Below are 21,369 nucleotides of genomic sequence, written 5' to 3'. Positions count from 1 at the left end.
GAGCACTTCGGTGCTTCCGCCGACGGCAAGGTCCTTTTCCAGGAGTTCGGCTTCACTGCGGAGAACGTGGCCGCCAAGGCCCGGGAATCCCTCGCCGCCGCCCAGCGCTGACGCTGACATACGACACGTAGGAGATGTAATTCCATGACAGACGCACTCAAGCGCCTCTCCGAGGAAGGCGTGGCGATCTGGCTGGACGACCTGTCGCGCAAGCGGATCACGTCCGGCAACCTCGCCGAGCTGATCGACCAGCAGCACGTCGTGGGCGTCACCACCAACCCGTCGATCTTCCAGAAGGCGATCAGCAGCGGCGACGGTTACGAGCAGCAGCTCGCCGACCTCGCCGCCCGCAAGGTCACCGTCGAAGAAGCCCTCCGCATGATCACCACGGCGGACGTCCGCGACGCCGCCGACATCCTGCGCCCGGTCTTCGACGCCACCGGCGGCCAGGACGGCCGCGTGTCGATCGAGGTCGACCCGCGCCTGGCCCACAACACCAAGGCGACCGTCGCCGAGGCCAAGCAGCTGGCCTGGCTGGTCGACCGCCCCAACACCCTCATCATCGGCAACGGCATCAGCGTCAACGTCACGCTGATCTTCTCGCTCGAGCGCTACCGCGAGGTCATGGACGCGTACCTCGCGGGCCTGGAGAAGGCCAAGGCCAAGGGCCTGGACCTGTCGCTGATCCACTCCGTGGCGTCCTTCTTCGTGTCCCGCGTGGACACCGAGATCGACAAGCGGATCGACGCGCTCGGCACCCCCGAGGCCAAGGCCGCCCGCGGCAAGGCCGGCGTCGCCAACGCGCGTCTCGCCTACGAGGCGTACGAGGAGGTCTTCTCCTCGGCCCGCTGGCAGGAGCTGGACAAGGCGCAGGCCAACAAGCAGCGCCCGCTCTGGGCCTCGACCGGCGTGAAGGACCCCGCCTACAAGCCGACCCTCTACGTCGACGAGCTGGTGGCGCCGAACACGGTGAACACCATGCCGGAGGCCACTCTCCAGGCCACCGAGGAGAGCGGCGAGATCAGGGGCAACGCCGTCGCCGGTACGTACGAGCAGTCCCGCGCCGAGATCGACGCCGTCGAGAAGCTCGGGATCTCGTACGACGACGTGGTCCAGCTCCTGGAGGACGAGGGCGTCGAGAAGTTCGAGGCCTCCTGGAACGACCTGCTCAAGTCGACCGAGGCGGAGCTGACCCGCCTCGCCCCTTCGGAGGGCTGAGAACTTGTCGAGCAGCAATCCGCTGCGTGACCCCGCCGACCGACGGCTCCCGCGTATCGCGGGGCCGTCGGGCCTGGTCATCTTCGGCGTCACGGGCGATTTGTCACGAAAGAAGCTCATGCCCGCCGTGTACGACCTTGCGAACCGGGGTCTGCTGCCGCCGGGCTTCTCGCTGGTCGGCTTCGCCCGGCGCGAATGGCAGAACGAGGACTTCGCGCAGGAGGTCCACGACGCCGTCAAGGAACACGCCCGTACGCCGTTCCGCGAGGAGGTCTGGCAGCAGCTCATCCAGGGGATGCGCTTCGTCCAGGGCACCTTCGACGACGACGACGCGTTCGAGCGGCTGCGCGGCACGATCGAGGAGCTCGACAAGGCACAGGGCACCGGCGGCAACTTCGCCTTCTACCTCTCCGTGCCGCCGGGCGCCTTCCCGGTGGTCATCCAGCAGCTGAAGAAGCACGGCCTGGCGGACCAGTCGAGCGGATCCTGGCGGCGCGCGGTCATCGAGAAGCCGTTCGGGCACGACCTGAAGTCGGCCGAGGAGCTCAACGCCCTCGTCCACGAGGTCTTCGCCCCGGACCAGGTCTTCCGCATCGACCACTACCTCGGCAAGGAGACCGTCCAGAACATGATCACGATGGCCGAGGACATCGGCATCGGCGGCCGCGCCGGCTACTACGACGGCATCGGCGCCGCCCGTGACGTCATCCAGAACCACCTCCTCCAGCTCATGGCCCTCACCGCCATGGAGGAGCCCGCCTCCTTCGACGCGGACGCGCTGGCCGCGGAGAAGACCAAGGTGCTCGGCGCGGTGAAGCTGCCGAAGGACCTGGGCCGGGACACCGTGCGCGGGCAGTACGCGGCCGGCTGGCAGGGCGGCGAGAAAGCCGTCGGCTACCTCCAGGAAGACGGCATCAACGCCAAGTCGAAGACCGACACCTACGCCGCGATCAAGCTGGAGGTCGACAACCGCCGCTGGGCGGGCGTGCCCTTCTATCTGCGCACCGGCAAGCGGCTCGGCCGCCGCGTCACCGAGATCGCGGTCGTCTTCCAGCGGGCGCCCCACTCCCCCTTCGACACGACGGCCACGGAGGAGCTGGGCTCCAACGCGATCGTCATCCGCGTCCAGCCCGACGAGGGCGTCACGGTCCGCTTCGGCTCCAAGGTGCCGGGCACGTCGATGGAGATCCGGGACGTCTCGATGGACTTCGCCTACGGCGAATCGTTCACCGAGTCCTCGCCCGAGGCGTACGAGCGCCTGATCCTCGACGTCCTGCTCGGCGACTCGAACCTCTTCCCGCGCACCGAGGAGGTCGAGCTGTCCTGGAAGATCCTCGACCCGATCGAGCAGCACTGGGACAAGCACGGCAAGCCGGCCCAGTACCAGGCCGGCACCTGGGGTCCGGTCGAGGCGGACGAAATGCTCGCACGAGAGGGACGGAGCTGGCGCCGGCCATGAAGATAGACCTCACGGACACCACAGCCAGCAAGATCAACAAGGCGATGGTGAAGGGCCGCCGGGCCATCGGCACGCCGGCCGTCGGCATGGTCCTCACCCTGGTCATCGTGACGGACGAGGAGAACGCGTACGACGCCCTCAAGGCGGCGAACGACGCGTCGCGCGAGCACCCCTCGCGCACCCTCGTGGTCATCCGGCGCGTCTCGCGCTCGCCCCGCGACCGTACGAAGTCCCGCCTCGACGCCGAGGTGCGGGTGGGCGCGGACGCGGGCACCGGCGAGACGGTGGTGCTGCGGCTGTACGGCGAGGTGGTGGGCCACGCCCAGTCGGTGGTCCTGCCGCTGCTGCTGCCGGACGCGCCGGTGGTGGTCTGGTGGCCGGTCAACGCGCCGCTCGACCCGGCTCAGGACCCGCTGGGCGCGCTGGCCCAGCGCCGGGTCACCGACACCTACGCCTCCGAGCAGCCGGTGCGGGAGCTGTCCGCCCGCGCGGACGCCTACACACCCGGCGACACCGACCTCTCCTGGACCCGCATCACGCCCTGGCGTTCGATGCTGGCCGCGGCCCTCGACCAGGTCACGGTCGAGGTCAAGGCCGTCGAGGTGGAGGGCGAGGAGTTCAACCCGAGCTGCGAGCTTCTCGCCATGTGGCTCGCGGACCGGCTGGACGTGCCGGTGAAGCGCTCACTGTCCTCCGGCCCCGGTCTGACCGCGGTCCGGATGGACACCAACAGCGGCCCGATCACCCTGGACCGGGCGGACGGCTCGCTGGCGACCCTGTCCATCGAGGGGCAGCCCGACCGTGCGGTGGCGCTCAAGCGCCGTGAGACGGCCGAGCTGATCGCGGAGGAGCTGCGGCGCCTGGACCCGGACGACACGTACGCGTCCGCGCTGCGGTTCGGGGTGGACCGGCTGAACGCTCCGGACGGCAAGAGCGGGGCGAAGGGCACGGCGCCCGGCGAGGCTCCGGCTGCCAAAGGAGAATCGGTCGCGGCTCCCGCTCCCGTCGAGGCGGCTGCGAAAGCTCCCGCGAAGGAATCGGCGGCGCAGGCCCCGGTGAAGAAGGCGACGGCGAAGTGAGCACTCCGCAGCTGGTCGTGCACCGCGACAAGGAGCTGATGGCCCAGGCCGCCGCGGCCCGCCTGATCACGAAGATCGTGGACGCGCAGGCCTCCCGGGGCTACGCGTCCGTGGTCCTCACGGGCGGCCGCAACGGCAACGGCCTGCTGGCCGCCCTGGCCGCGGCACCCGCCCGGGACGCCGTCGACTGGGGCCGCCTGGACCTGTGGTGGGGCGACGAGCGCTTCCTGCCCGAGGGCGACCCGGAGCGCAACGTCACGCAGGCCCGCGAGGCCCTGCTGGACGCGGTGCCCCTGGACCCGAAGCGCGTCCACGCCATGCCCGCGTCGGACGGCCTGTACGGCGCCGACGTGGACGCGGCCGCGGCGGGTTACGCGGAGGAACTGGCCCTAGCGGCCGGTCCCGAGAACCATGGCGCGGTACCGACGTTCGACGTCCTGATGCTGGGTGTCGGCCCGGACACGCACGTGGCGTCCCTGTTCCCCGAACTGCCCGCGGTCCGGGAGACCGAGCGCACGGTCGTCGGCGTCCACGGCGCCCCGAAGCCCCCGCCGACCCGGGTGACCCTGACCCTGCCCGCCATCCGCGCGGCCCGTGAGGTCTGGCTCCTCGCGGCGGGCGAGGACAAGGCGCAGGCCGCGGCGATCGCCCTGTCCGGCGCGGGCGAGATCCAGGCCCCGGCAGCCGGCGCCCGGGGCCGCGCCCGCACCCTGTGGCTGCTGGACTCGGCTGCGGCTTCCCAACTGCCGAGGTCGCTGTACCCGCCGGCGTCGTCCTGACGAACCCGGTTCGACACGGAGCCCGTACGGTCAAGTGCCGTACGGGCTCCGGCCGTTACTGCCGTCCGCGCAGCTCCCGATACGTGTTGACCAGAGCCTTCGTGGACGCGTCCAGACCCGGAACCTCTGCGCCCTCCGTGAGCGCCGGCTCGACGCGCTTGGCCAGGACCTTGCCGAGCTCGACGCCCCACTGGTCGAAGGAGTCGATGTTCCAGACCGCACCCTGGACGAACACCTTGTGTTCGTAGAGGGCGATCAGCTGGCCGAGGACCGACGGGGTCAGCTCGCGCGCGAGGATCGTGGTCGTCGGGTGGTTGCCCTTGAACGTCTTGTGCGGCACCAGCTCCTCGGGCACTCCCTCGGCCCGCACCTCGTCCGGCGTCTTGCCGAAGGCCAGCGCCTGCGTCTGGGCGAAGAAGTTCGCCATCAGCAGGTCGTGCTGGGCGACCAGCCCGGGCTGCAGATCGGCGACCGGCTCGGCGAAGCCGATGAAGTCCGCCGGGATGAGCTTGGTGCCCTGGTGGATCAACTGGTAGTAGGCGTGCTGCCCGTTGGTGCCGGGCGTGCCCCAGACGACCGGCCCGGTCTGCCAGTCGACCTCCCGGCCGTCCCTGTCGACGTACTTGCCGTTGGACTCCATGTCCAGCTGCTGCAAGTAGGCCGTGAACTTGGACAGATAGTGACTGTAGGGCAGCACGGCATGCGACTGGGCATCGTGGAAGTTGCCGTACCAGATGCCCAACAGGCCAAGGAGCAACGGCACGTTGGACTCGGCCGGCGCGGTGCGGAAGTGCTCGTCGACGGTCCTGAACCCGTCGAGCATCTCCCGGAAGCGGTCCGGGCCGATCGCGATCATCAGGGACAGGCCGATCGCGGAGTCGTAGGAGTAGCGGCCTCCGACCCAGTCCCAGAACTCGAACATGTTGGCCGTGTCGATGCCGAAGTCCGACACCTTCCCGGCGTTCGTCGAGAGGGCCACGAAGTGCTTGGCGACGGCTTCCTGACCGGCCTTCAGCTCGGTGAGGAGCCAACTGCGCGCCGAGGTCGCGTTGGTGATCGTCTCGATCGTGGTGAAGGTCTTGGACGCGATGACGAACAGCGTCTCGGCCGCGTCCAGGTCACGCACCGCCTCGTGCAGGTCGGCCCCGTCGACGTTCGACACGAAGCGGACCGTGAGGTCGCGGTCGGTGTAACCGCGCAGCGCCTCGTAGGCCATCGCCGGGCCCAGGTCGGAGCCGCCGATGCCGATGTTGACGACGTTGCGGATACGACGGCCCGTGTGCCCGGTCCAGGCGCCGGAGCGGACGCGCTCGGAGAAGTCGGCCATCTTGTCGAGGACGGCGTGCACTCCCGGCACGACGTTCTCCCCGCCGACCTCGACCACCGCGTCGCGCGGGGCCCGCAGCGCGGTGTGCAGCACGGCCCGGTCCTCGGTGACGTTGATCTTCTCGCCCCCGAACATGGCGTCCCTGAGCCCGAACACGTCGGTCGCGGCGGCCAGTTCGCGCAGCAGCCGCAGGGTCTCGTCGGTGACCAGGTGCTTGGAGTAGTCGATGTGCAGGTCACCGACCCGCAGCGTGTAACCGGCCCCGCGCCCAGGGTCGGCGGCGAACAGCTCCCGCAGCCCCACCTCGCCGAGTTCCTCACGGTGCTTGGCCAGAGCGGTCCACTCGGGCGTCTGGTTGAGCCTGGTACGGCTGTCTGCGTTCATGTCCGTCTTCAGCCTTCTTTCGTGCCTGTCCCAGCTGTTCCAACCTAATTGATCAGCGCGGGGCGTGAGCCGTCGTGGCGTCGTCGTCCGGCGCAACAACAGGTACGTCCGGCTTGAGCGCAGGTATCAGCGAAGCAACGGACAGAACGAAGAAGGTGGCCGCGAGCAGAGCCGGGGTGTTGAGCCCCCAGGCGGTGGCCACGGCGCCGCCCGCCAGGGCGCCCAGAGGGGCTCCGGCGACCGACAGGGTCCGGAAGGCCGCGCTGACGCGGCCCAGCATCTCGGACGGGCTGCGCTCCTGCATCAGCGTCCTTGTGTTGACGTTCCACACCATGCCCATGAACCCGAAGGCAGCCATGGCCGCCGCCAGAGCAACCAGGCTGCGCACCGACCCCATGACGACCAGAGCGCCGATCTGCACCGTCCCCGCGAGCAGCACCGCACGCACCCGCCCGACACGGGCCACGAGCCGACCGCTCGCCACTCCCGCGGTCAGGCCGCCGATCGTGTACGCGGTCATGGCTGCCGCGTATCCCGCCGTACCGGCGTGCAGCCAGCCGGTCACCAGGAGCACCATGCCGGCGATGAGGGCGCCCACGCCGACGTTGCACAGGGCCGTGGCGGCGCACAACCCGCGCAGGGCCCTGTCCCGCACCAAGGTGCGCATCCCCTCGGCGATCTCCCGGCGCAAGGTGCTGCCCGCCGGTCGCGCCTTCCGCTCGGGCCCGGTGGTCCGCAGCGTGGAGACCAGGGCGGCGGCCGCCAGGAAAGTCACCGCGTCCGCCGCGAAGGGCAGGGCGGCGCCGGCCACCAGCAGCAGCGGCACGACAGGTGCGCCCAGCAGGCCGCCCGCGATGCGCTGGCCAGTCATCAGGCGGGCGTTGGCGCTGCCCAGCGCCTCCCGGTCCACCAGGACAGGCAGCAGGGCCGTCGACGCGTTGTCGAAGAGGGTCTGGAGGGTGGTCAGGACGAAAGCGAGGGCGATCAGCAGGCCGATCGAGGCGTGCCCGAGAGCGACGGCCACCGCGAAGCAGGCGACCAGCAGCCCTCGTACCGCATCCACCGCCCACATGGCGCGCCGCTGGTCCACGCGGTCGGCGACGGCGCCGCCGAGCAGACCGAACACGATCCAAGGCAGATAGCCGCAGGCGGTGACCGCCGCGATGAGCAGCGGTCGGTCCGTCAGCGTCGCGGCGAGGAGGGGCAGCGCGGACCCGCGCAGCGCGTCACCGAAGCTGGAGAGCACCGCCGCGGTCCACAACCTCCCGAACCCCCCACGCCACGCGGGCGCAAGCCCGCCCGTCGCATCCACCGTCGCCACAGGCCCCCCTCACGATTCGCCGATTCACAAACCGTAAAGGGCACCACTGACAATCGGCCTCGGAGCGACAAGCGACGCCCGGGTCACCGAACAACTCCGGCCGGGCACCTCTTGGTGCCCGGCCGGCTCTCAATTCCTAGATTTCGCCCCGCAGTTTGGCGAGCGCTTCGGCGAGGATCGCCTCACCGTCCGCATCGCTGCGCCGCTCCCGCACGTACGCGAGGTGCGTCTTGTAGGGTTCGGTGCGCGGCGGGTCCGGCGGGTTGTCCCGGTCCTGACCGGCCGGGAAGCCACAGCGCGGGCAGTCCCAGGTTTCGGGAACCTGCGCGTCGCTGGCGAAGCTGGGCTGCGTCTCGTGCCCGTTGGAGCACCAGAAGGAGATGCGCAGACGCGGCGCGGACTCGCCGCGCTCGGCCTCGCCCATCGGCCCCGCCCCGACCCGGCTTCCTCGGATCGCGTTGCCACTTGCCACGGTCGTAACTCCCTGCGTGATGGTGCCGCGAAGCGAGTCGGCGTGTCGCTTCGTTGCGAGCGCCTCAGTCTACGTAAGGCCCAACGCGCGTCCAGTGATTGGAGTTACACCCCCCACACCTAGACGCAAGCCCCATGATAGGCCGCGCTCAGGTGCGCGTACCGAACATGGGGCCTTACGTGCGGAATGTACGTGCTGTGTATGCGTCCTCGCTCAGCTGTTCGTCTTCATGAGGAGGCCGAGTACGACAATGCACGCGAACCAGAGCAGACCGATCACCAGCGTGATCCGGTCGAGGTTGCGCTCGGCGACCGAGGAGCCACCGACGGACGACTGCATGCCGCCTCCGAACATGTCGGAGAGGCCGCCGCCCTTCCCCTTGTGCATCAGCACCAGCAGCATCAGCAGCCCGCTGAAGACGATCAGGGCGATCGAGAACCCCATAACCACGGCTGGACCAACTTCCTCGGATCTGGATGGACGACAGGGGCACAGCCTCAGGGCTGCGCCCCCGCAAGGGTACGACGGATCCCGCTTAGCGCGTACTCACTGGTCGCGGAAGCGCACGATCTTGACGAACTCGTCGGCATCGAGCGACGCACCGCCCACGAGCGCACCGTCGATGTCGGCCTGCGCCATGATCTCGGCGACGTTGCCGGACTTCACGGAGCCGCCGTACTGGATGCGGACCTGGTCGGCCAGCTCCTGGGTGTAGAGCTCGGCGATCTTGCCGCGGATGGCCGCGCAGACCTCCTGGGCGTCCTCGGCGCCGCAGACCTTGCCGGTGCCGATGGCCCACACGGGCTCGTAGGCGATCACGACGGACTCGGCCTGCTCGGCCGGGAGGTCCTTGAGGCCGCCCTCGACCTGGGCGAGGGTGTGGGAGACGTGGTTGCCCGCCTCACGGACCTCCAGCTCCTCGCCGACGCACAGGATCGGGGTCAGGCCGTGCTTGTAGGCGGCCTTGACCTTGGCGTTGACGATCTCGTCGGTCTCGGCGTGGTACTGGCGGCGCTCGGAGTGGCCGATGGCCACGTACGTGCACTTCAGCTTGGCCAGCATCGAGCCCGAGATCTCGCCGGTGTAGGCACCGGAGTCGTGCGCCGAGAGGTCCTGGGCGCCGTACTTGATCTTGAGCTTGTCGCCGTCGACCAGGGTCTGCACGGAGCGCAGATCGGTGAAGGGCGGCAGGACGGCGACCTCGACGGCCTCGTAGTCCTTGTCGGCCAGGGCGAAGGCGAGCTTCTGGACGTGCGCGATGGCCTCGAGGTGGTTGAGGTTCATCTTCCAGTTGCCCGCCATGATCGGCGTGCGAGTGGTCATGCGGGGTCAGTCCTCCAGTGCGGCGAGGCCGGGGAGCGTCTTGCCCTCGAGGTATTCGAGGGAGGCGCCGCCGCCGGTCGAGATGTGGCCGAATGCGTTCTCGTCGAAGCCCAGGATGCGGACGGCCGCGGCGGAGTCGCCACCGCCGACGACCGTGAAGGCCTGGGAGTCGAGGAGGGCCTGGGCGACCGCCTTGGTGCCCTCGGCGAATTCGGGGTGCTCGAAGACGCCCATCGGGCCGTTCCAGAAGACGGTGGCGGCGTCGGTGATCTTCGAGGCGTACAGCTTGTTGGACTCCGGACCGATGTCCAGGCCCATCCGGTCGGCCGGGATCGCGTCCGCGGCGACGGTGGTGGCCCCCGCCGGGGCCTTGGTCTTCAGGTCCGGGAACGCGGGAGCGACCACGGCGTCGACGGGCAGCACCAGCTCGACACCGGTCTTCTCCGCACGCTCGATGTACTCGAGGACGGCCGGGATCTGGTCCTCCTGGAGGAGCGACGCGCCGACCTCGTGGCCCTTGGCCTTGAGGAAGGTGTACGCCATGCCGCCGCCGATGAGGATGCGGTCGGCCTTGCCGAGCAGCTGGTCGATGACGGCGAGCTTGTCGGAGACCTTGGCACCGCCGAGGGCGACGACATACGGCCGCTGGACCTCGTCCGTCAGCTTCTTCAGGACACCGACCTCGGTGGCGATGAGGTAGCCGGCGTAGTGCGGCAGACGGGCCGGAAGGTCGAAGACCGAGGCGTGCTTGCGGTGCACGGCACCGAAGCCGTCGCCGACATAGACGTCCGCGAGGCCGGCGAGCTGGTCGGCGAAGGTGCCGCGCTCGGCGTCGTCCTTGGAGGTCTCGCCGGCGTTGAAGCGCAGGTTCTCGATGACGGCGACCGAGCCGTCGGCGAGGCCGGTGACGGTGGACGTGGCGGACTCGCCGACCGTGTCGGTCGCGAACGCGACGTCGGCGCCGAGGAGTTCACCGAGGCGCGCGGCGGCCGGGCCGAGGGAGAAGGCCGGGTCCGGGGCACCCTTGGGGCGGCCCAGGTGGGAGGCGACGACCACGCGGGCGCCCGCCTCGGCGAGGGCCTTGACGGTGGGCAGCACGGCGCGGATGCGGCCGTCGTCGGTGATGGTGGTGCCGTCCAGCGGCACGTTGAGGTCGGCGCGGACGAAGACCCGCTTGCCTGCGACGCCTTCGGCGAGGAGTTCGTCGATCGTCTTCATTGAGAGGGCTCCCGAGAGGACTTGTGGTGCTCGTGATCCTAAGAGGGCTGGTCTGTACGTGAGTCAGGGCCCGGACGGCGCGTCCCTGCGCCGCCCGAGCCCTGCTCTCACATCAAGGTGCCTGCTCTGTTGATCAGAGCTGGTTGCCGACGAAGACCGTCAGGTCGACGAGGCGGTTGGAGTAGCCCCACTCGTTGTCGTACCAGCCGAGGATCTTCACCGACTTACCCTCCTGGACCATGGTCAGGGAGGAGTCGAAGGTGCAGGAGGCCGGGTCGCCGACGATGTCGGAGGAGACGATCGGGTCCTCCGTGTAGGACAGGTAGCCCTGCAGCTCGCCCTCGGAGGCCTTCTTGAACGCGGCGTTGACCTCGTCCTTGGTGACCTCGCGCTCCAGCTCGATGACCAGGTCGGTGGCGGAACCGGTGGGGACCGGGACGCGCATCGCGATGCCGTCGAGCTTGCCCTTGAGCTGCGGGAGGACCAGGGCGGTGGCCTTGGCGGCACCCGTCGTGGTCGGGATGATGTTCTCCGCGGCGGCGCGGGCGCGGCGCAGGTCGGAGTGCGGGAAGTCCAGGATCCGCTGGTCGTTCGTGTAGGCGTGGACCGTGGTCATCAGGCCCTTGACGATGCCGAAGTTCTCGTCGAGAACCTTCGCCATCGGCGCCACACAGTTGGTGGTGCAGGAGGCGTTCGAGATGACGTTGTGGTTCGCCGGGTCGTACTTGTTCTCGTTGACGCCCATCACGATGGTGATGTCCTCGTCCTTGGCCGGAGCCGAGATGAGGACCTTCTTGGCGCCGCCGGCGATGTGCTTCTCGGCGTCGGCCTTCTTCGTGAAGATGCCGGTCGACTCGATGACGATGTCGACGCCCAGCTCACCCCACGGGATGTCGGCGGGGTTGCGCTCGGAAAGCACCTTGATCGTCTTGCCGTCGACGGTGATCGTGTCGGCGGTGTGCGACACCTCGGCCTTGAGGCGGCCCAGGATGGTGTCGTACTTGAGCAGGTGAGCGGTGGTCGCGGTGTCACCCAGGTCGTTGACAGCCACGATCTCGATGTCAGCACCCTGCTCCAGCAGCGCGCGGAAGTAGTTACGACCGATGCGGCCAAAGCCGTTGATGCCTACGCGGATCGTCACGAACCGATCTCCTCGTTGGTACGCCGGTTTCGAGACCGGCGAGCTGTATGGGATGTCCCCGACCACCCACGACCCTACCTCCCTGAGGCTCCCGGGGTGACATCGAGATGTCCCATACACGGCACGGCGGTCCGTACCCGCCAGTAGGGGTACGGACCGCCCGGGCCTGAAGGGCCGATCACTCGTTCTGGCTACGGTGAGTCAGTCACCGTTGACCGGCGCGTTCACCCTCCCAGTGCCGCGAGTGCCTTGCCGAGAAGGACGGTGCGGTCGGCCGCCGCGGTGACGTGCTCCAGGCCGAAGCCCAGCAGCACGGTGTCGTCCGTGGTGACCGCTCCGTACGTCTTGAACAGCTCTCCCGCGAGCCCCCAGTCCTTGACGACCGCGGGGCTGCCCGCGGGCGGTCCGGGGACGCTCCAGGCGCCCAGCGACGTCTCGAAGCCCTCGGTCTCGACGGCCTCGCCGCCGATGACGACGGACGCGTTGTCGGCGAGGACGCCACGGCCACCGCTACCGGGGTCGGTGATGTAGCCGAGGGAGACCTCGACCGTCTTGCCGGCATACGCGGAGAGGTCGAAGGAGACCTCCTGCCAGCCGGCCGACGCTCCGGTGAAGCTGTTCCAGGAGCCGCTGGTACCGGTGGCGGTGCAGCCGCCGTCGCCGAGCGTCAGGTACCGCTTCAGGGCGGGGTGCGCCGCGATGAAGTACCCGGCCTCGCACTCGGTGGGCACGGCGGTGCTGGTGGCGGCGCCCGCCTCCGGGAGCGTCGTCCAGTCGTCGGCCCCGGCCGTGTGCGCCTCGAGGACGGCGTGGTCGTAGCCCTCCTCGGTGTCCCACAGCAGACGGGTGCGCAGGGTGGGCGCGTCCGCGGCGCTCACCGAGGTGAGGTCGATGGTGCGGGTGAGGCGGTTCCAGGCGTAGTCGCTGTGCGTGACGGCCGCCATGGAGGAGCCCTCGTAGGGGCCGTACGGGTTGACCGTGCCGGGGTAGGAGCCCGCGCCCGCGCTGGCGAACTGCGGGAAGGTCTCGACCGGCAGGCTCTCCGAGGTGACGCTGTAGGAACCGGCCGTGTCCAGCGGGTTGCCGGTCGCGGCGCCCAGGGCCGCGTCCGCTCCGGCGAGCTTGCCGGAGCCCTCGAAGGCCGTGGCGTCCGGTAGCGACGTACGGGTGTAGGCGCCGAGGTAGTACTGACTGAAGTCGTTCGACGGGGTGCCGCCGCCCAGGTCGACGCTGCCGCCGGCGCGCTCGCCCGCCTCGATCAGCTTGCCGCCCTCGTTGAGGAAGGCACGGAGCTGGAGCTGGGTGGCGTTGCCGGGGACGCTGGCGCCCGTGTAGTGGACGACCGTGCCGAAGTGGTCCAGCACCCCGAGCGCGTCGGGCGCGCCCTGCGCGGCGACGTCCCAGACGATCGCCTTGCGGCCGTTGGCCTTCAGCGCGTCGACGTACGTCTGCGCCTGCGTGGCGGCCGCGCCCTCCTCGGCGACCACGAGCGTGTCCGCGCGCGGCCGCTGCGCGACCGTGTACGTGAAGTGCTCGCTGGAGGTGGGCTTGCCGCTCCTGGTCTCGCCGGTGAACCACACCTCGACCTTGTCGCCCGGATCGCCGTCGGCGACCTTGGCCCGGTACTCGTCGAAGTAGAGGTTGTCCTCACCGCCGTACGTCTCGCCGCCCTTCCAGGCCTTGAGCGCCATGTCCTCGACGCGGCCGCCGTTGACGCGGTACCTGAGCTCCTTGTCGCGCACGGACCTGCGTGCGACGACGGAGACCTCCTGGTCCGCGCCGCGCGAGTACGACGTGGTGAACGTCGCCGGGGTGAAGTCCGCGGCCTTCAGGCCGACCGAGGAGGACGGCTGGTCGGGGTGGGCGGCGGTCTCGGCGACGGAGAGCGCGAACGGGATGTTCTTCTCGAACTCCTGCTGGATCAGCTTCTCGTCGTCGGGGAAGTTGAAGACCGACTGGCAGTCGGCCGCGTTCCACTGGTCGTTCGGGTCCAGGTCGGACACGGTCTGGCAGGTCGACATCTCGGGCGTGAACATCGCCGTGCCGTTGACGTTCGACGCGTGGCCGTCGGCCTCGCCGTTGGTGGTGTACAGCTCCGAGGAGACCTGCGGGTGGTAGCCGGGGATTGCGGAGTTGTCCGGCGTGCCGGCCAGGGACTCGTACAGGACGTCGTCGGGGGTCGGGGTGGCCACCTGCCAGCCGACGCCGTAGAGGAGGAGTTCGGCGGCGGAGTGGTAGTTGATGCCGTACTCGAATCCGATACGGCGTTCGAAGGCGTCCAGCGCCTGGGTCTCGGGCTCGGAGCTCGGGGCCGCGCCGCGGTAGGTCTGGCTGGTGGGGTTGGGGGACGAACCCTCGTCGTCGTAGCCCCACTTGTAGGCGAAGTTGCGGTTGAGGTCGACGCCGTCGCCGGTGGAGATGACGCCGTCGGCGTTGACGTCCCGCAGGTTCTTGCGCCACAGGCGGGCGTCGGAGTCCTGGAAGGTGTAGTCGTAGCCGTCGGGGTTGGCCGAGAGGACGAACCACAGCTCGGTCGAGTCGACGATCTTCTTGACCCGCTGGTCCGTCTTGTAGCTGTCCACGTAGTGGTGGAGCAGCCGGCGGGTCATCTCCGGGGTGATCCACTCGCGCGCGTGCTGGTTGGACAGGTACAGGACGGAGGGCTTGGCGCCGTCCTTCGTCTTCTTCGCGTTCTTGGTCAGTTTGAGCGCGAGGATGTCCTGGCCGTTGATGGTCTTGCCGATGGAGACGACCTTGGTGAGGCCGGGGTTGGCCTGCGCGGTGGCGAGGATCTCCTCCTGGAGCCCGCCGCTTCCGCTGTAGGGCCGGTACACGCCCTCGGCGGCGTCCTCGACGCGGGCCTCGGCCTTGGCGGAGAGTGTGTGCTCGGCGAGGTCGACGCCCTGCTTCTCGAGCTTGTCGGCCTGCTTGTCGGTGAGGTAGACCTCGACGGTGGCCGTGCCCTTCTCGGGCACCTGCTCGCCGAGTTCGTGGCCGTCCTGCCCGGCCGCCAGCAGCAGGGGTACCTGCTTGCCCGTCACCTCGGCGCGATAGACCTTCACTTCGTTCGGGTCGGGAGAGGCAGCGCTCTCGGCAGCCTGTGCGATGGGTGCGATGCCCGCACCGCCGAGCAGGAGTGCGCCAACGGCGAGGATCGGTCTCGTTCTTCGTCTCATGAGCCCCCCTTGCAGTAGTCCGCCACAGCAGCGAACTCATGCCAGGCTCATGACAGTTCATGATCGAGTCAAGGGCGCCTCAAGGACAGACAAACGCCGGTGCCGACGGCCCAAGTGGGCGTCGGCACCGGCGAATTGATCTACAGTCAGCCGACCAGGTTGTCGGCCATCTCCTCGGTGATGCTGGACTCCGTGCCCGGGATGCCGAGGTCGGAGGCGCGCTTGTCGGCCATCGCCAGCAGACGGCGGATACGGCCGGCCACGGCGTCCTTGGTCAGCGGCGGGTCGGCGAGCGCACCCAGTTCCTCCAGGGAGGCCTGCTTGTGGTCCATGCGCAGCCGGCCCGCGGCGGCGAGGTGCTCGGGCACGTCGTCGGCGAGGATCTCCAGGGCGCGCTGGACGCGGGCGCCGGCGGCGACGGCCGCGCGGGCCGAGCGGCGCAGGTTGGCGTCGTCGAAGTTGGCCAGACGGTTCGCCGTGGCCCGCACCTCACGGCGCATCCTGCGCTCCTCCCAGGCGAGCACGGACTCGTGCGCGCCGAGGCGGGTGAGCAGGGCGCCGATCGCGTCGCCGTCGCGGACGACCACGCGGTCCACGCCGCGCACCTCGCGGGCCTTGGCGGCGATCGACAGTCGTCGGGCGGCGCCGACCAGGGCGAGCGCGGCCTCCGGACCCGGGCAGGTCACCTCGAGGGACGACGAGCGCCCCGGCTCGGTGAGCGAGCCGTGCGCCAGGAAGGCCCCGCGCCAGGCGGCCTCGGCGTCACAGGTGGCGCCGGAGACGACCTGCGGGGGCAGCCCGCGGATCGGGCGGCCCCGGCCGTCGACCAGGCCGGTCTGCCGGGCCAGCTGGTCGCCGCCCGCGACGACCCGGACGACGTAGCGCGAACCGCGGCGCAGTCCGCCGGGCGCCATCACGATCAGTTCGGAACTGTGGCCGAAGATCTCCAGGATGTCCCGTTTGAGCCGGCGGGCCGCCATCGCGGTGTCCAGCTCCGCCTCGATCACGATGCGCCCGCTCACCAGGTGGAGGCCGCCGGCGAACCGCAGCATGGCGGATACCTCCGCCTTCCTGCAGCAGGTCCGGGTGACGGGGAGCCGGGAGACCTCGTCCTTCACCGCTGCCGTCATCGCCATGGGCCGATCCTTCCATGCATCCGAAAAATACGGTCGTACGCGGCGGCAAGGAGCTCCGGGTCATGCCTGGGGCTCCCATCTGTCCTGGCGACCGGGGCCAGCTCGACCGCGGCACCGAGCCGCTTGGCGGCCTCGGTGAGCACATCGCGGTCGGGCACGGCGGCCTCGTCGGCCAGCACCACGTCCAGGGCGAGTTTAGGGGCGTGTCGTCCCAAAACCTCCAAATGACGCTGCGGTGAGAAGCCTTCGGTTTCTCCCGGCTGCGGAGCGAGGTTCAGGGAGAGTACCCGGCGCGCCTTCGTCTGGGTCAGCGCGTCCAGGAGTTCGGGCACGAGCAGGTGCGGGATGACCGAGGAGAACCAGGACCCGGGGCCGAGGACCACCCAGTCGGCGTCGAGGACGGCGGCCACGGCCTCGGGGACGGCGGGCGGGTCGTGCGGCATGAGGTGCACGGACTGCACCTCGCCGGGCGTGAGGGCGACGTTCGCCTGTCCCCGCACGGTGTCGACGTCCTCGGGGTGATCCGGGTCGTGCCCCTTGACCAGGGCCTGGAGCTCCAGCGGTACGGCCGACATGGGCAGCACGCGCCCGTGCGCGCCCAGGAGCCTGCCGACCAGGTCGAGGGCCTGGACATGGTCGCCGAGCTGCTCCCACAGGGCGACGATCAGCAGATTGCCGACCGCGTGTTCGTGCAGGTCACCCTTGGACTGGAAGCGGTGCTGGATGACGCGGGCCCAGGTCTGGCCCCAGTCGTCGTCCCCGCACAGCGCGGCCAGCGCCTTGCGCAGGTCGCCGGGCGGCAGCACGCCCAGTTCGTCGCGCAGGCGGCCGCTGGAGCCGCCGTCGTCGGCCACGGTGACGACGGCGGTGAGGTCACCGGTGATCCGGCGCAGGGCGGCGAGCGAGGCGGACAGGCCCATGCCGCCGCCGAGCGCGACCACCTTCGGCTGGGCGCCACGACGGCGCGGTCTGGCACCGCGGGCCTCGACGGGCCGGCTCACGCGCCCCTCGGGCACCGTCCGGCGCAGCCTGCCCAGCCGCGGAGTACGTCCCGTCATTCCCGTCCCATGTCCCGGTGCACGACCACCGTCTCCACGCCCTCGGCCACGAGGCGCGCGGCGAGCTTCTCCGAGGTGGCGACCGAGCGGTGCTTGCCACCGGTGCAGCCGATCGCGATCGTCACGTACCGCTTGCCCTCGCGGCGGTAGCCCGCCGCCACGAGCCTGAGCAGCTCGGCGTACCGGTCGAGGAACTCCTTGGCACCGGGCTGGTTGAAGATGTACGCCGACACCTCCTCGTTGAGGCCGGTGAAGGGGCGCAGCTCCGGGACCCAGTGCGGGTTGGGCAGGAAGCGCATGTCCGCGACCAGGTCGGCGTCGACCGGGAGGCCGTACTTGAAGCCGAAGGACATGACGGTCGCCCGCAGCTCGGGCTCCTCGTCGCCGGCGAACTGGGCGTCCATCTTGGCGCGCAGCTCGTGCACGTTGAGGCTGGAGGTGTCGATCACCAGGTCGGCGTCGCCGCGCAGCTCGCGCAGCAGCTCACGCTCGGCGTCGATGCCGTCGACGATGCGGCCGTCGCCCTGGAGGGGGTGCGGGCGGCGCACGGACTCGAAGCGGCGCACCAGGGCCTCGTCGGAGGACTCCAGGAACACGATCCGCCGGGTGACGTGCTTCGACTCCAGGTCGGCGAGGGACTCGCGGAGGTTGTCGAAGAAGCGGCGGCCGCGGACGTCGACGACCACCGCGATCCGGGCGACATTGCCCTGGGAGCGGGCGCCGAGCTCCACCATGGTGGGGATCAGCGCGGGCGGGAGGTTGTCGACGACGAACCAGCCGAGGTCCTCCAGACACTTGGCGGCGGTCGACCGGCCGGCCCCGGACATGCCGGAGATGATCACCAGCTCGGGGATGGCCGCCTCGGGGACCCCGGCTGTTTCGATGCCCGTACTCACCTGTGCTCCGTCTTCCTGGGGTGCGTCCTGCTGTGCGGGATCCTCGCCTGTTTCCTTGTGCGACTGATCTCGCTCGGCTGTGGGCTGCTTGTCCTGCTCGGTCATCTCTCCTGCCCCCGTCGTTCGTCCGGGGCGCCCGCGGTCACGGGCTCCCCCGGGGCACCCGCCGTCTCGGGCGCCCCGTCTTCCTCGTCTTCTATGATCTCTCCAGTCGCCGTGTTGACGGCGGGTGCGGCCGGAGCCGCCTGGGCGAGGGCCACGGCGATGGTCTCGGCCGTTTTCCGGCCTATGCCGGGTACCTCGCAGATCTGGTCGATTGTCGCGGATCGCAGCTTCTTCACCGAACCGAAGTGCTTGATCAGCGCCTGTTTGCGTGTCTCGCCGAGGCCCGGTACGTCGTCCAGAGGACCGGACCGGAAGCGCTTGGCGCGCTTGGTGCGCTGGTAGGTGATCGCGAAGCGGTGGGCCTCGTCGCGGACCCGCTGCAGAAGGTACAGGCCCTCGCTGGTGCGTGGCAGGACCACGGGGTCGTCCTCGTCGGGCAGCCAGACCTCTTCGAGACGCTTGGCGAGGCCGCACACGGCGATGTCGTCGATGCCGAGCTCGTCGAGGGCCTTCTTGGCGGCGGCGACCTGGGGCTGTCCGCCGTCGACGACGACGAGCTGGGGCGGGTAGGCGAAGCGCTTGGGGCGGCCGTCGTCGTCCTTGAGGCCGTTGTCGAGGATGTCCTCGCCGTCGGTCCACTCGCCGGTCTTCTCCTTCTCGGCGAGATAGCGCCGGAAGCGGCGGGTGATCACCTCGTGCATCGAGCGGACGTCGTCCTGCCCCTCGAAGCTCTTGATCTGGAAGCGGCGGTACTCGCTCTTGCGCTGCAGGCCGTCCTCGAAGACGACCATGGAGGCGACGACGTCATCGCCCTGGAGGTGCGAGATGTCGTAGCACTCGATCCTGAGCGGGGCGCTGTCGAGGTCGAGGGCCTCGGCGATCTCCTCCAGGGCACGCGAGCGCGTGGTGAGGTCGGAGGCGCGCTTGGTCTTGTGGAGCGCGAGCGCCTGCAGGGCGTTGCGCTGCACGGTCTCCATGAGGGCCTTCTTGTCGCCGCGCTGGGGGATGCGCAGCGAGACGTTCGACCCGCGGCGCTCGGTGAGCCACTCCTGGACGGGCTCCACGGGGTCGGGCAGGGCCGGGACCAGGACCTCCTTGGGTACGGAGTCGCCGCGCTCCTCGCCGTAGAGCTGCTGAAGGGCGTGCTCGACGAGGGCGGCGGTGGTGATCTCCTCGACCTTGTCGGTGACCCAGCCGCGCTGACCGCGCACGCGTCCGCCGCGCACGTGGAAGATCTGGACGGCCGCCTCCAGCTCGTCCTCGGCGACCGCGATGAGGTCGGCGTCGGTCGCGTCGGCGAGCACGACCGCGTTCTTCTCCATGGCCTTCTTCAGGGCCCCGATGTCGTCGCGCAGGCGGGCGGCCCGCTCGTACTCCATCTCCTCGGCGGCCTCCGTCATCTGCTTCTCGAGGCGGCGGAGGTAGGTCCCGGTCCGGCCGGCCATGAAGTCGCAGAACTCCTCGGCGAGTTCGCGGTGCTCCTCGGCGGAGACACGGTCGACGCAGGGCGCGGAGCACTTGCCGATGTAGCCGAGGAGACAGGGGCGGCCGGTGCGGGCGGCGTTCTTGAAGACGCCGGCGGAGCAGGTGCGGACGGGGAACACGCGCAGCAGCAGGTCGACGGTGTCCCGGATGGCCCAGGCGTGTCCGTACGGCCCGAAGTAGCGGACGCCCTTCTTCTTGTGGCCGCGCATCACCTGTACGCGCGGGTACTCCTCGTTCATCGTCACCGCGAGGTACGGATAGCTCTTGTCGTCGCGGTACTTGACGTTGAACCGGGGGTCGTACTCCTTGATCCAGGAGTACTCCAGCTGCAGGGCCTCGACCTCCGTGGACACCACGGTCCACTCCACGGACGCGGCGGTGGTGACCATCGTCCGCGTGCGCGGGTGCAGGTTCGCCAGGTCCTGGAAGTAGTTCGCCAGGCGCTGACGCAGGCTCTTCGCCTTTCCGACGTAGATCACCCGGCGGTGCTCGTCGCGGAACCGGTACACCCCGGGAGAGTCCGGGATCTGTCCCGGCTTGGGGCGGTAGCTGGAGGGATCGGCCATGTCTCACACCCTACTGGCGGGCAGTGACAGTGCGGCGGGCCTGTGGACAGCCGCCCTACGGGATCAGCGGGACTCCAGGAACGTGATGACCGCCAGTACCCGGCGGTGGTCGTCCGTGTCCTCCGCGAGGCTGAGTTTGCCGAGGATGCTGCGGACGTGTTTCTCGACGGTGCCCTCGGTGACCCAGAGGCGGCGGCCGATGCCGGCGTTGGAGCGGCCCTCGGCCATGAGGGCGAGGACCTCGCGTTCGCGGGCGCTGAGGTGGGCCAGGGGGTCGTCACGGCGCTGCGCGGAGAAGAGCTCCTGGACGAGGGACGGGTCGACGACCGAGCCGCCCCTGCCGATCCGGTCGAGGGCCTCGATGAACTCGTCGACGACCGTGACCCGGCTCTTGAGGAGGTAGCCGATCTTGCGGCCGCTCGCCAGCAGCTCCAGGGCGTCCTCGACCTCGACGAACGCGGACAGGACGAGGATGCCGGTGTCGGGGTGCCGCTCGCGGATCGTCCGGGCCGCCTTGAGGCCCTCGGTGGAGTGGTCCGGCGGCATTCTTATGTCGACGATCGCGAGGTCGGGGCGCTCCTCGTCGACCAGCTCCAGCAGCCGTACCGCGTCACCCGCCTGCCCCACCACCTCGTAGCCGAGGCGCTCGCACAGACTGGCCAGACCCTCCCTGAGCAGAATGTCGTCGTCGGCGAGGACGACCCGTCCCCGTGCGGGCTGCGGCTGCTGCAATGCGTCCATGGACCCGGCTCCCCTTGCCCGACCTGCGGTGCGCCCCAACAGCCTGCCCCACCCTTGGGGTTACGGCTAGCCGGAAACGGAATTGGGGGCTTGCCGTGACGACATGGGGACGTATCCGAGCGATTCTCGTATCAGTGCAGATGCAGTTGGACCGGCTGTCTCGGACCAGAGGTGGTGGGTCACCCGGTCGAAGGGGTGCGGGAGATGCGGCAGACGCGGATCGAGAAGCGACGGCGGCCGGTCCGCGTGCGCCGGTACACGGACGACACGTACGAGACGCCGTACGGACTGCGTGACGTCCTGGACCCCAGGGACCCCGACATCGTGCGCGCCAAGCGCCTGCAGACGGCACGACAGGGCGAGAACCACCGCCCCTAGAGACCGGACGGTATGCCTCTCCGTCCGAAACGACCGCCCGGTGCGTACGCGACGTCACCGAGTCCAGGACTCCCCCACCTGGGCGAACTCCCCTGCGTACGCCTCGG

General features: G+C 69.8%; 18 protein-coding genes. 5 read left to right on the top strand and 13 right to left on the bottom strand.

All coding sequences use genetic code 11. The features are described 5' to 3' along the window. Nucleotides 1-144: 144 nt before the first annotated feature. From tal to pgl, 4 genes are read left to right on the top strand one after another with little or no spacing between them, the layout of a single operon-like run. The gene (gene tal / locus IG08_RS0140255; protein WP_030615052.1) at nucleotides 145-1,218 is read left to right on the top strand and encodes a transaldolase; all 1,074 of its coding nucleotides are present in this window, start codon (nucleotides 145-147) and stop codon (nucleotides 1,216-1,218) included. Between the two features lie 4 nt (nucleotides 1,219-1,222). Continuing rightward, on the top strand, nucleotides 1,223-2,677 hold the full coding sequence (locus IG08_RS0140250) for a glucose-6-phosphate dehydrogenase (protein WP_030615050.1): 1,455 nt from the start codon (nucleotides 1,223-1,225) through the stop codon (nucleotides 2,675-2,677). Next, entirely contained in the window at nucleotides 2,674-3,756 is a 1,083-nt protein-coding gene (gene opcA, locus IG08_RS0140245) for a glucose-6-phosphate dehydrogenase assembly protein OpcA (protein ID WP_030615048.1), read from the top strand. The genes IG08_RS0140250 and opcA overlap by 4 nt, the downstream gene beginning before the upstream one ends. Then, nucleotides 3,753-4,535, top strand: a complete 783-nt coding sequence (gene pgl, locus IG08_RS0140240) for a 6-phosphogluconolactonase (protein WP_030615046.1) — start codon at nucleotides 3,753-3,755, stop codon at nucleotides 4,533-4,535. Before opcA ends, pgl begins: the two co-directional genes overlap by 4 nt. A 55-nt stretch (nucleotides 4,536-4,590) precedes the next feature. Here pgl and pgi read toward each other — a convergent pair whose 3' ends face one another. The 13 genes from pgi to IG08_RS0140175 all read right to left on the bottom strand — a co-directional run bounded on the left by pgi (nucleotide 4,591) and on the right by IG08_RS0140175 (nucleotide 20,884). Beyond that, complete coding sequence (pgi, locus tag IG08_RS0140235) at nucleotides 4,591-6,246, bottom strand: glucose-6-phosphate isomerase (RefSeq protein WP_030615044.1); 1,656 nt, start codon at nucleotides 6,244-6,246, stop codon at nucleotides 4,591-4,593. A 52-nt stretch (nucleotides 6,247-6,298) separates the two neighbouring features. Next, complete coding sequence (locus tag IG08_RS0140230; RefSeq protein WP_030615041.1) at nucleotides 6,299-7,567, bottom strand: MFS transporter; 1,269 nt, start codon at nucleotides 7,565-7,567, stop codon at nucleotides 6,299-6,301. Nucleotides 7,568-7,703: 136 nt separating this feature from the next. Beyond that, nucleotides 7,704-8,039, bottom strand: coding sequence for an RNA polymerase-binding protein RbpA (locus tag IG08_RS0140225; protein WP_003976875.1), 336 nt, complete (start codon nucleotides 8,037-8,039; stop codon nucleotides 7,704-7,706). 213 nt (nucleotides 8,040-8,252) lie between these two features. Next, a complete protein-coding gene (gene secG / locus IG08_RS0140220; protein WP_030615038.1) occupies nucleotides 8,253-8,483 on the bottom strand; it encodes a preprotein translocase subunit SecG in 231 nt (76 codons plus the stop codon). A gap of 102 nt (nucleotides 8,484-8,585) precedes the next feature. Next, complete coding sequence (tpiA, locus tag IG08_RS0140215) at nucleotides 8,586-9,362, bottom strand: triose-phosphate isomerase (RefSeq protein WP_030615035.1); 777 nt, start codon at nucleotides 9,360-9,362, stop codon at nucleotides 8,586-8,588. Between the two features lie 6 nt (nucleotides 9,363-9,368). Next, nucleotides 9,369-10,580: a phosphoglycerate kinase gene (locus tag IG08_RS0140210; RefSeq protein ID WP_030615032.1), complete on the bottom strand. Its 1,212-nt coding sequence runs from the start codon at nucleotides 10,578-10,580 to the stop codon at nucleotides 9,369-9,371. 133 nt (nucleotides 10,581-10,713) lie between these two features. Further along, nucleotides 10,714-11,721, bottom strand: a complete 1,008-nt coding sequence (gene gap / locus IG08_RS0140205; RefSeq protein WP_030615029.1) for a type I glyceraldehyde-3-phosphate dehydrogenase — start codon at nucleotides 11,719-11,721, stop codon at nucleotides 10,714-10,716. A 224-nt stretch (nucleotides 11,722-11,945) separates the two neighbouring features. Next, nucleotides 11,946-14,897, bottom strand: a complete 2,952-nt coding sequence (locus tag IG08_RS0140200) for a M14 family metallopeptidase (RefSeq protein WP_030615026.1) — start codon at nucleotides 14,895-14,897, stop codon at nucleotides 11,946-11,948. Between the two features lie 146 nt (nucleotides 14,898-15,043). After that, nucleotides 15,044-16,033 carry a DNA-binding protein WhiA gene (whiA, locus tag IG08_RS0140195; RefSeq protein WP_030615022.1) on the bottom strand — a complete coding sequence of 330 codons (990 nt, stop codon included), beginning with the start codon at nucleotides 16,031-16,033 and terminating at the stop codon, nucleotides 15,044-15,046. After that, nucleotides 16,024-17,091 (bottom strand): gluconeogenesis factor YvcK family protein, encoded by a 1,068-nt coding sequence (locus IG08_RS0140190; RefSeq protein WP_030615019.1) that lies wholly within the window; start codon nucleotides 17,089-17,091, stop codon nucleotides 16,024-16,026. The genes whiA and IG08_RS0140190 overlap by 10 nt, the downstream gene beginning before the upstream one ends. Continuing rightward, nucleotides 17,088-18,092 (bottom strand): RNase adapter RapZ, encoded by a 1,005-nt coding sequence (gene rapZ / locus IG08_RS0140185; RefSeq protein ID WP_030615016.1) that lies wholly within the window; start codon nucleotides 18,090-18,092, stop codon nucleotides 17,088-17,090. The genes IG08_RS0140190 and rapZ overlap by 4 nt, the downstream gene beginning before the upstream one ends. Further along, nucleotides 18,089-20,143, bottom strand: a complete 2,055-nt coding sequence (uvrC, locus tag IG08_RS0140180; RefSeq protein ID WP_030615013.1) for an excinuclease ABC subunit UvrC — start codon at nucleotides 20,141-20,143, stop codon at nucleotides 18,089-18,091. Before uvrC ends, rapZ begins: the two co-directional genes overlap by 4 nt. 63 nt (nucleotides 20,144-20,206) lie before the next feature. Continuing rightward, nucleotides 20,207-20,884: a response regulator transcription factor gene (locus tag IG08_RS0140175; protein WP_030615010.1), complete on the bottom strand. Its 678-nt coding sequence runs from the start codon at nucleotides 20,882-20,884 to the stop codon at nucleotides 20,207-20,209. A 204-nt stretch (nucleotides 20,885-21,088) separates the two neighbouring features. Between IG08_RS0140175 and IG08_RS60820 the strand changes: the two genes are divergently transcribed. Then, the gene (locus IG08_RS60820) at nucleotides 21,089-21,262 is read left to right on the top strand and encodes a hypothetical protein (protein ID WP_199820993.1); all 174 of its coding nucleotides are present in this window, start codon (nucleotides 21,089-21,091) and stop codon (nucleotides 21,260-21,262) included. Nucleotides 21,263-21,369 lie beyond the last annotated feature (107 nt).

Source organism: Streptomyces fulvoviolaceus (assembly GCF_000718165.1).
GTDB classification, from domain to species: Bacteria; Actinomycetota; Actinomycetes; order Streptomycetales; family Streptomycetaceae; genus Streptomyces; species Streptomyces fulvoviolaceus.
The sequence above is the reverse complement of the archived record's forward strand: the minus strand, read 5'-3'. Positions and strand labels throughout refer to the sequence as shown.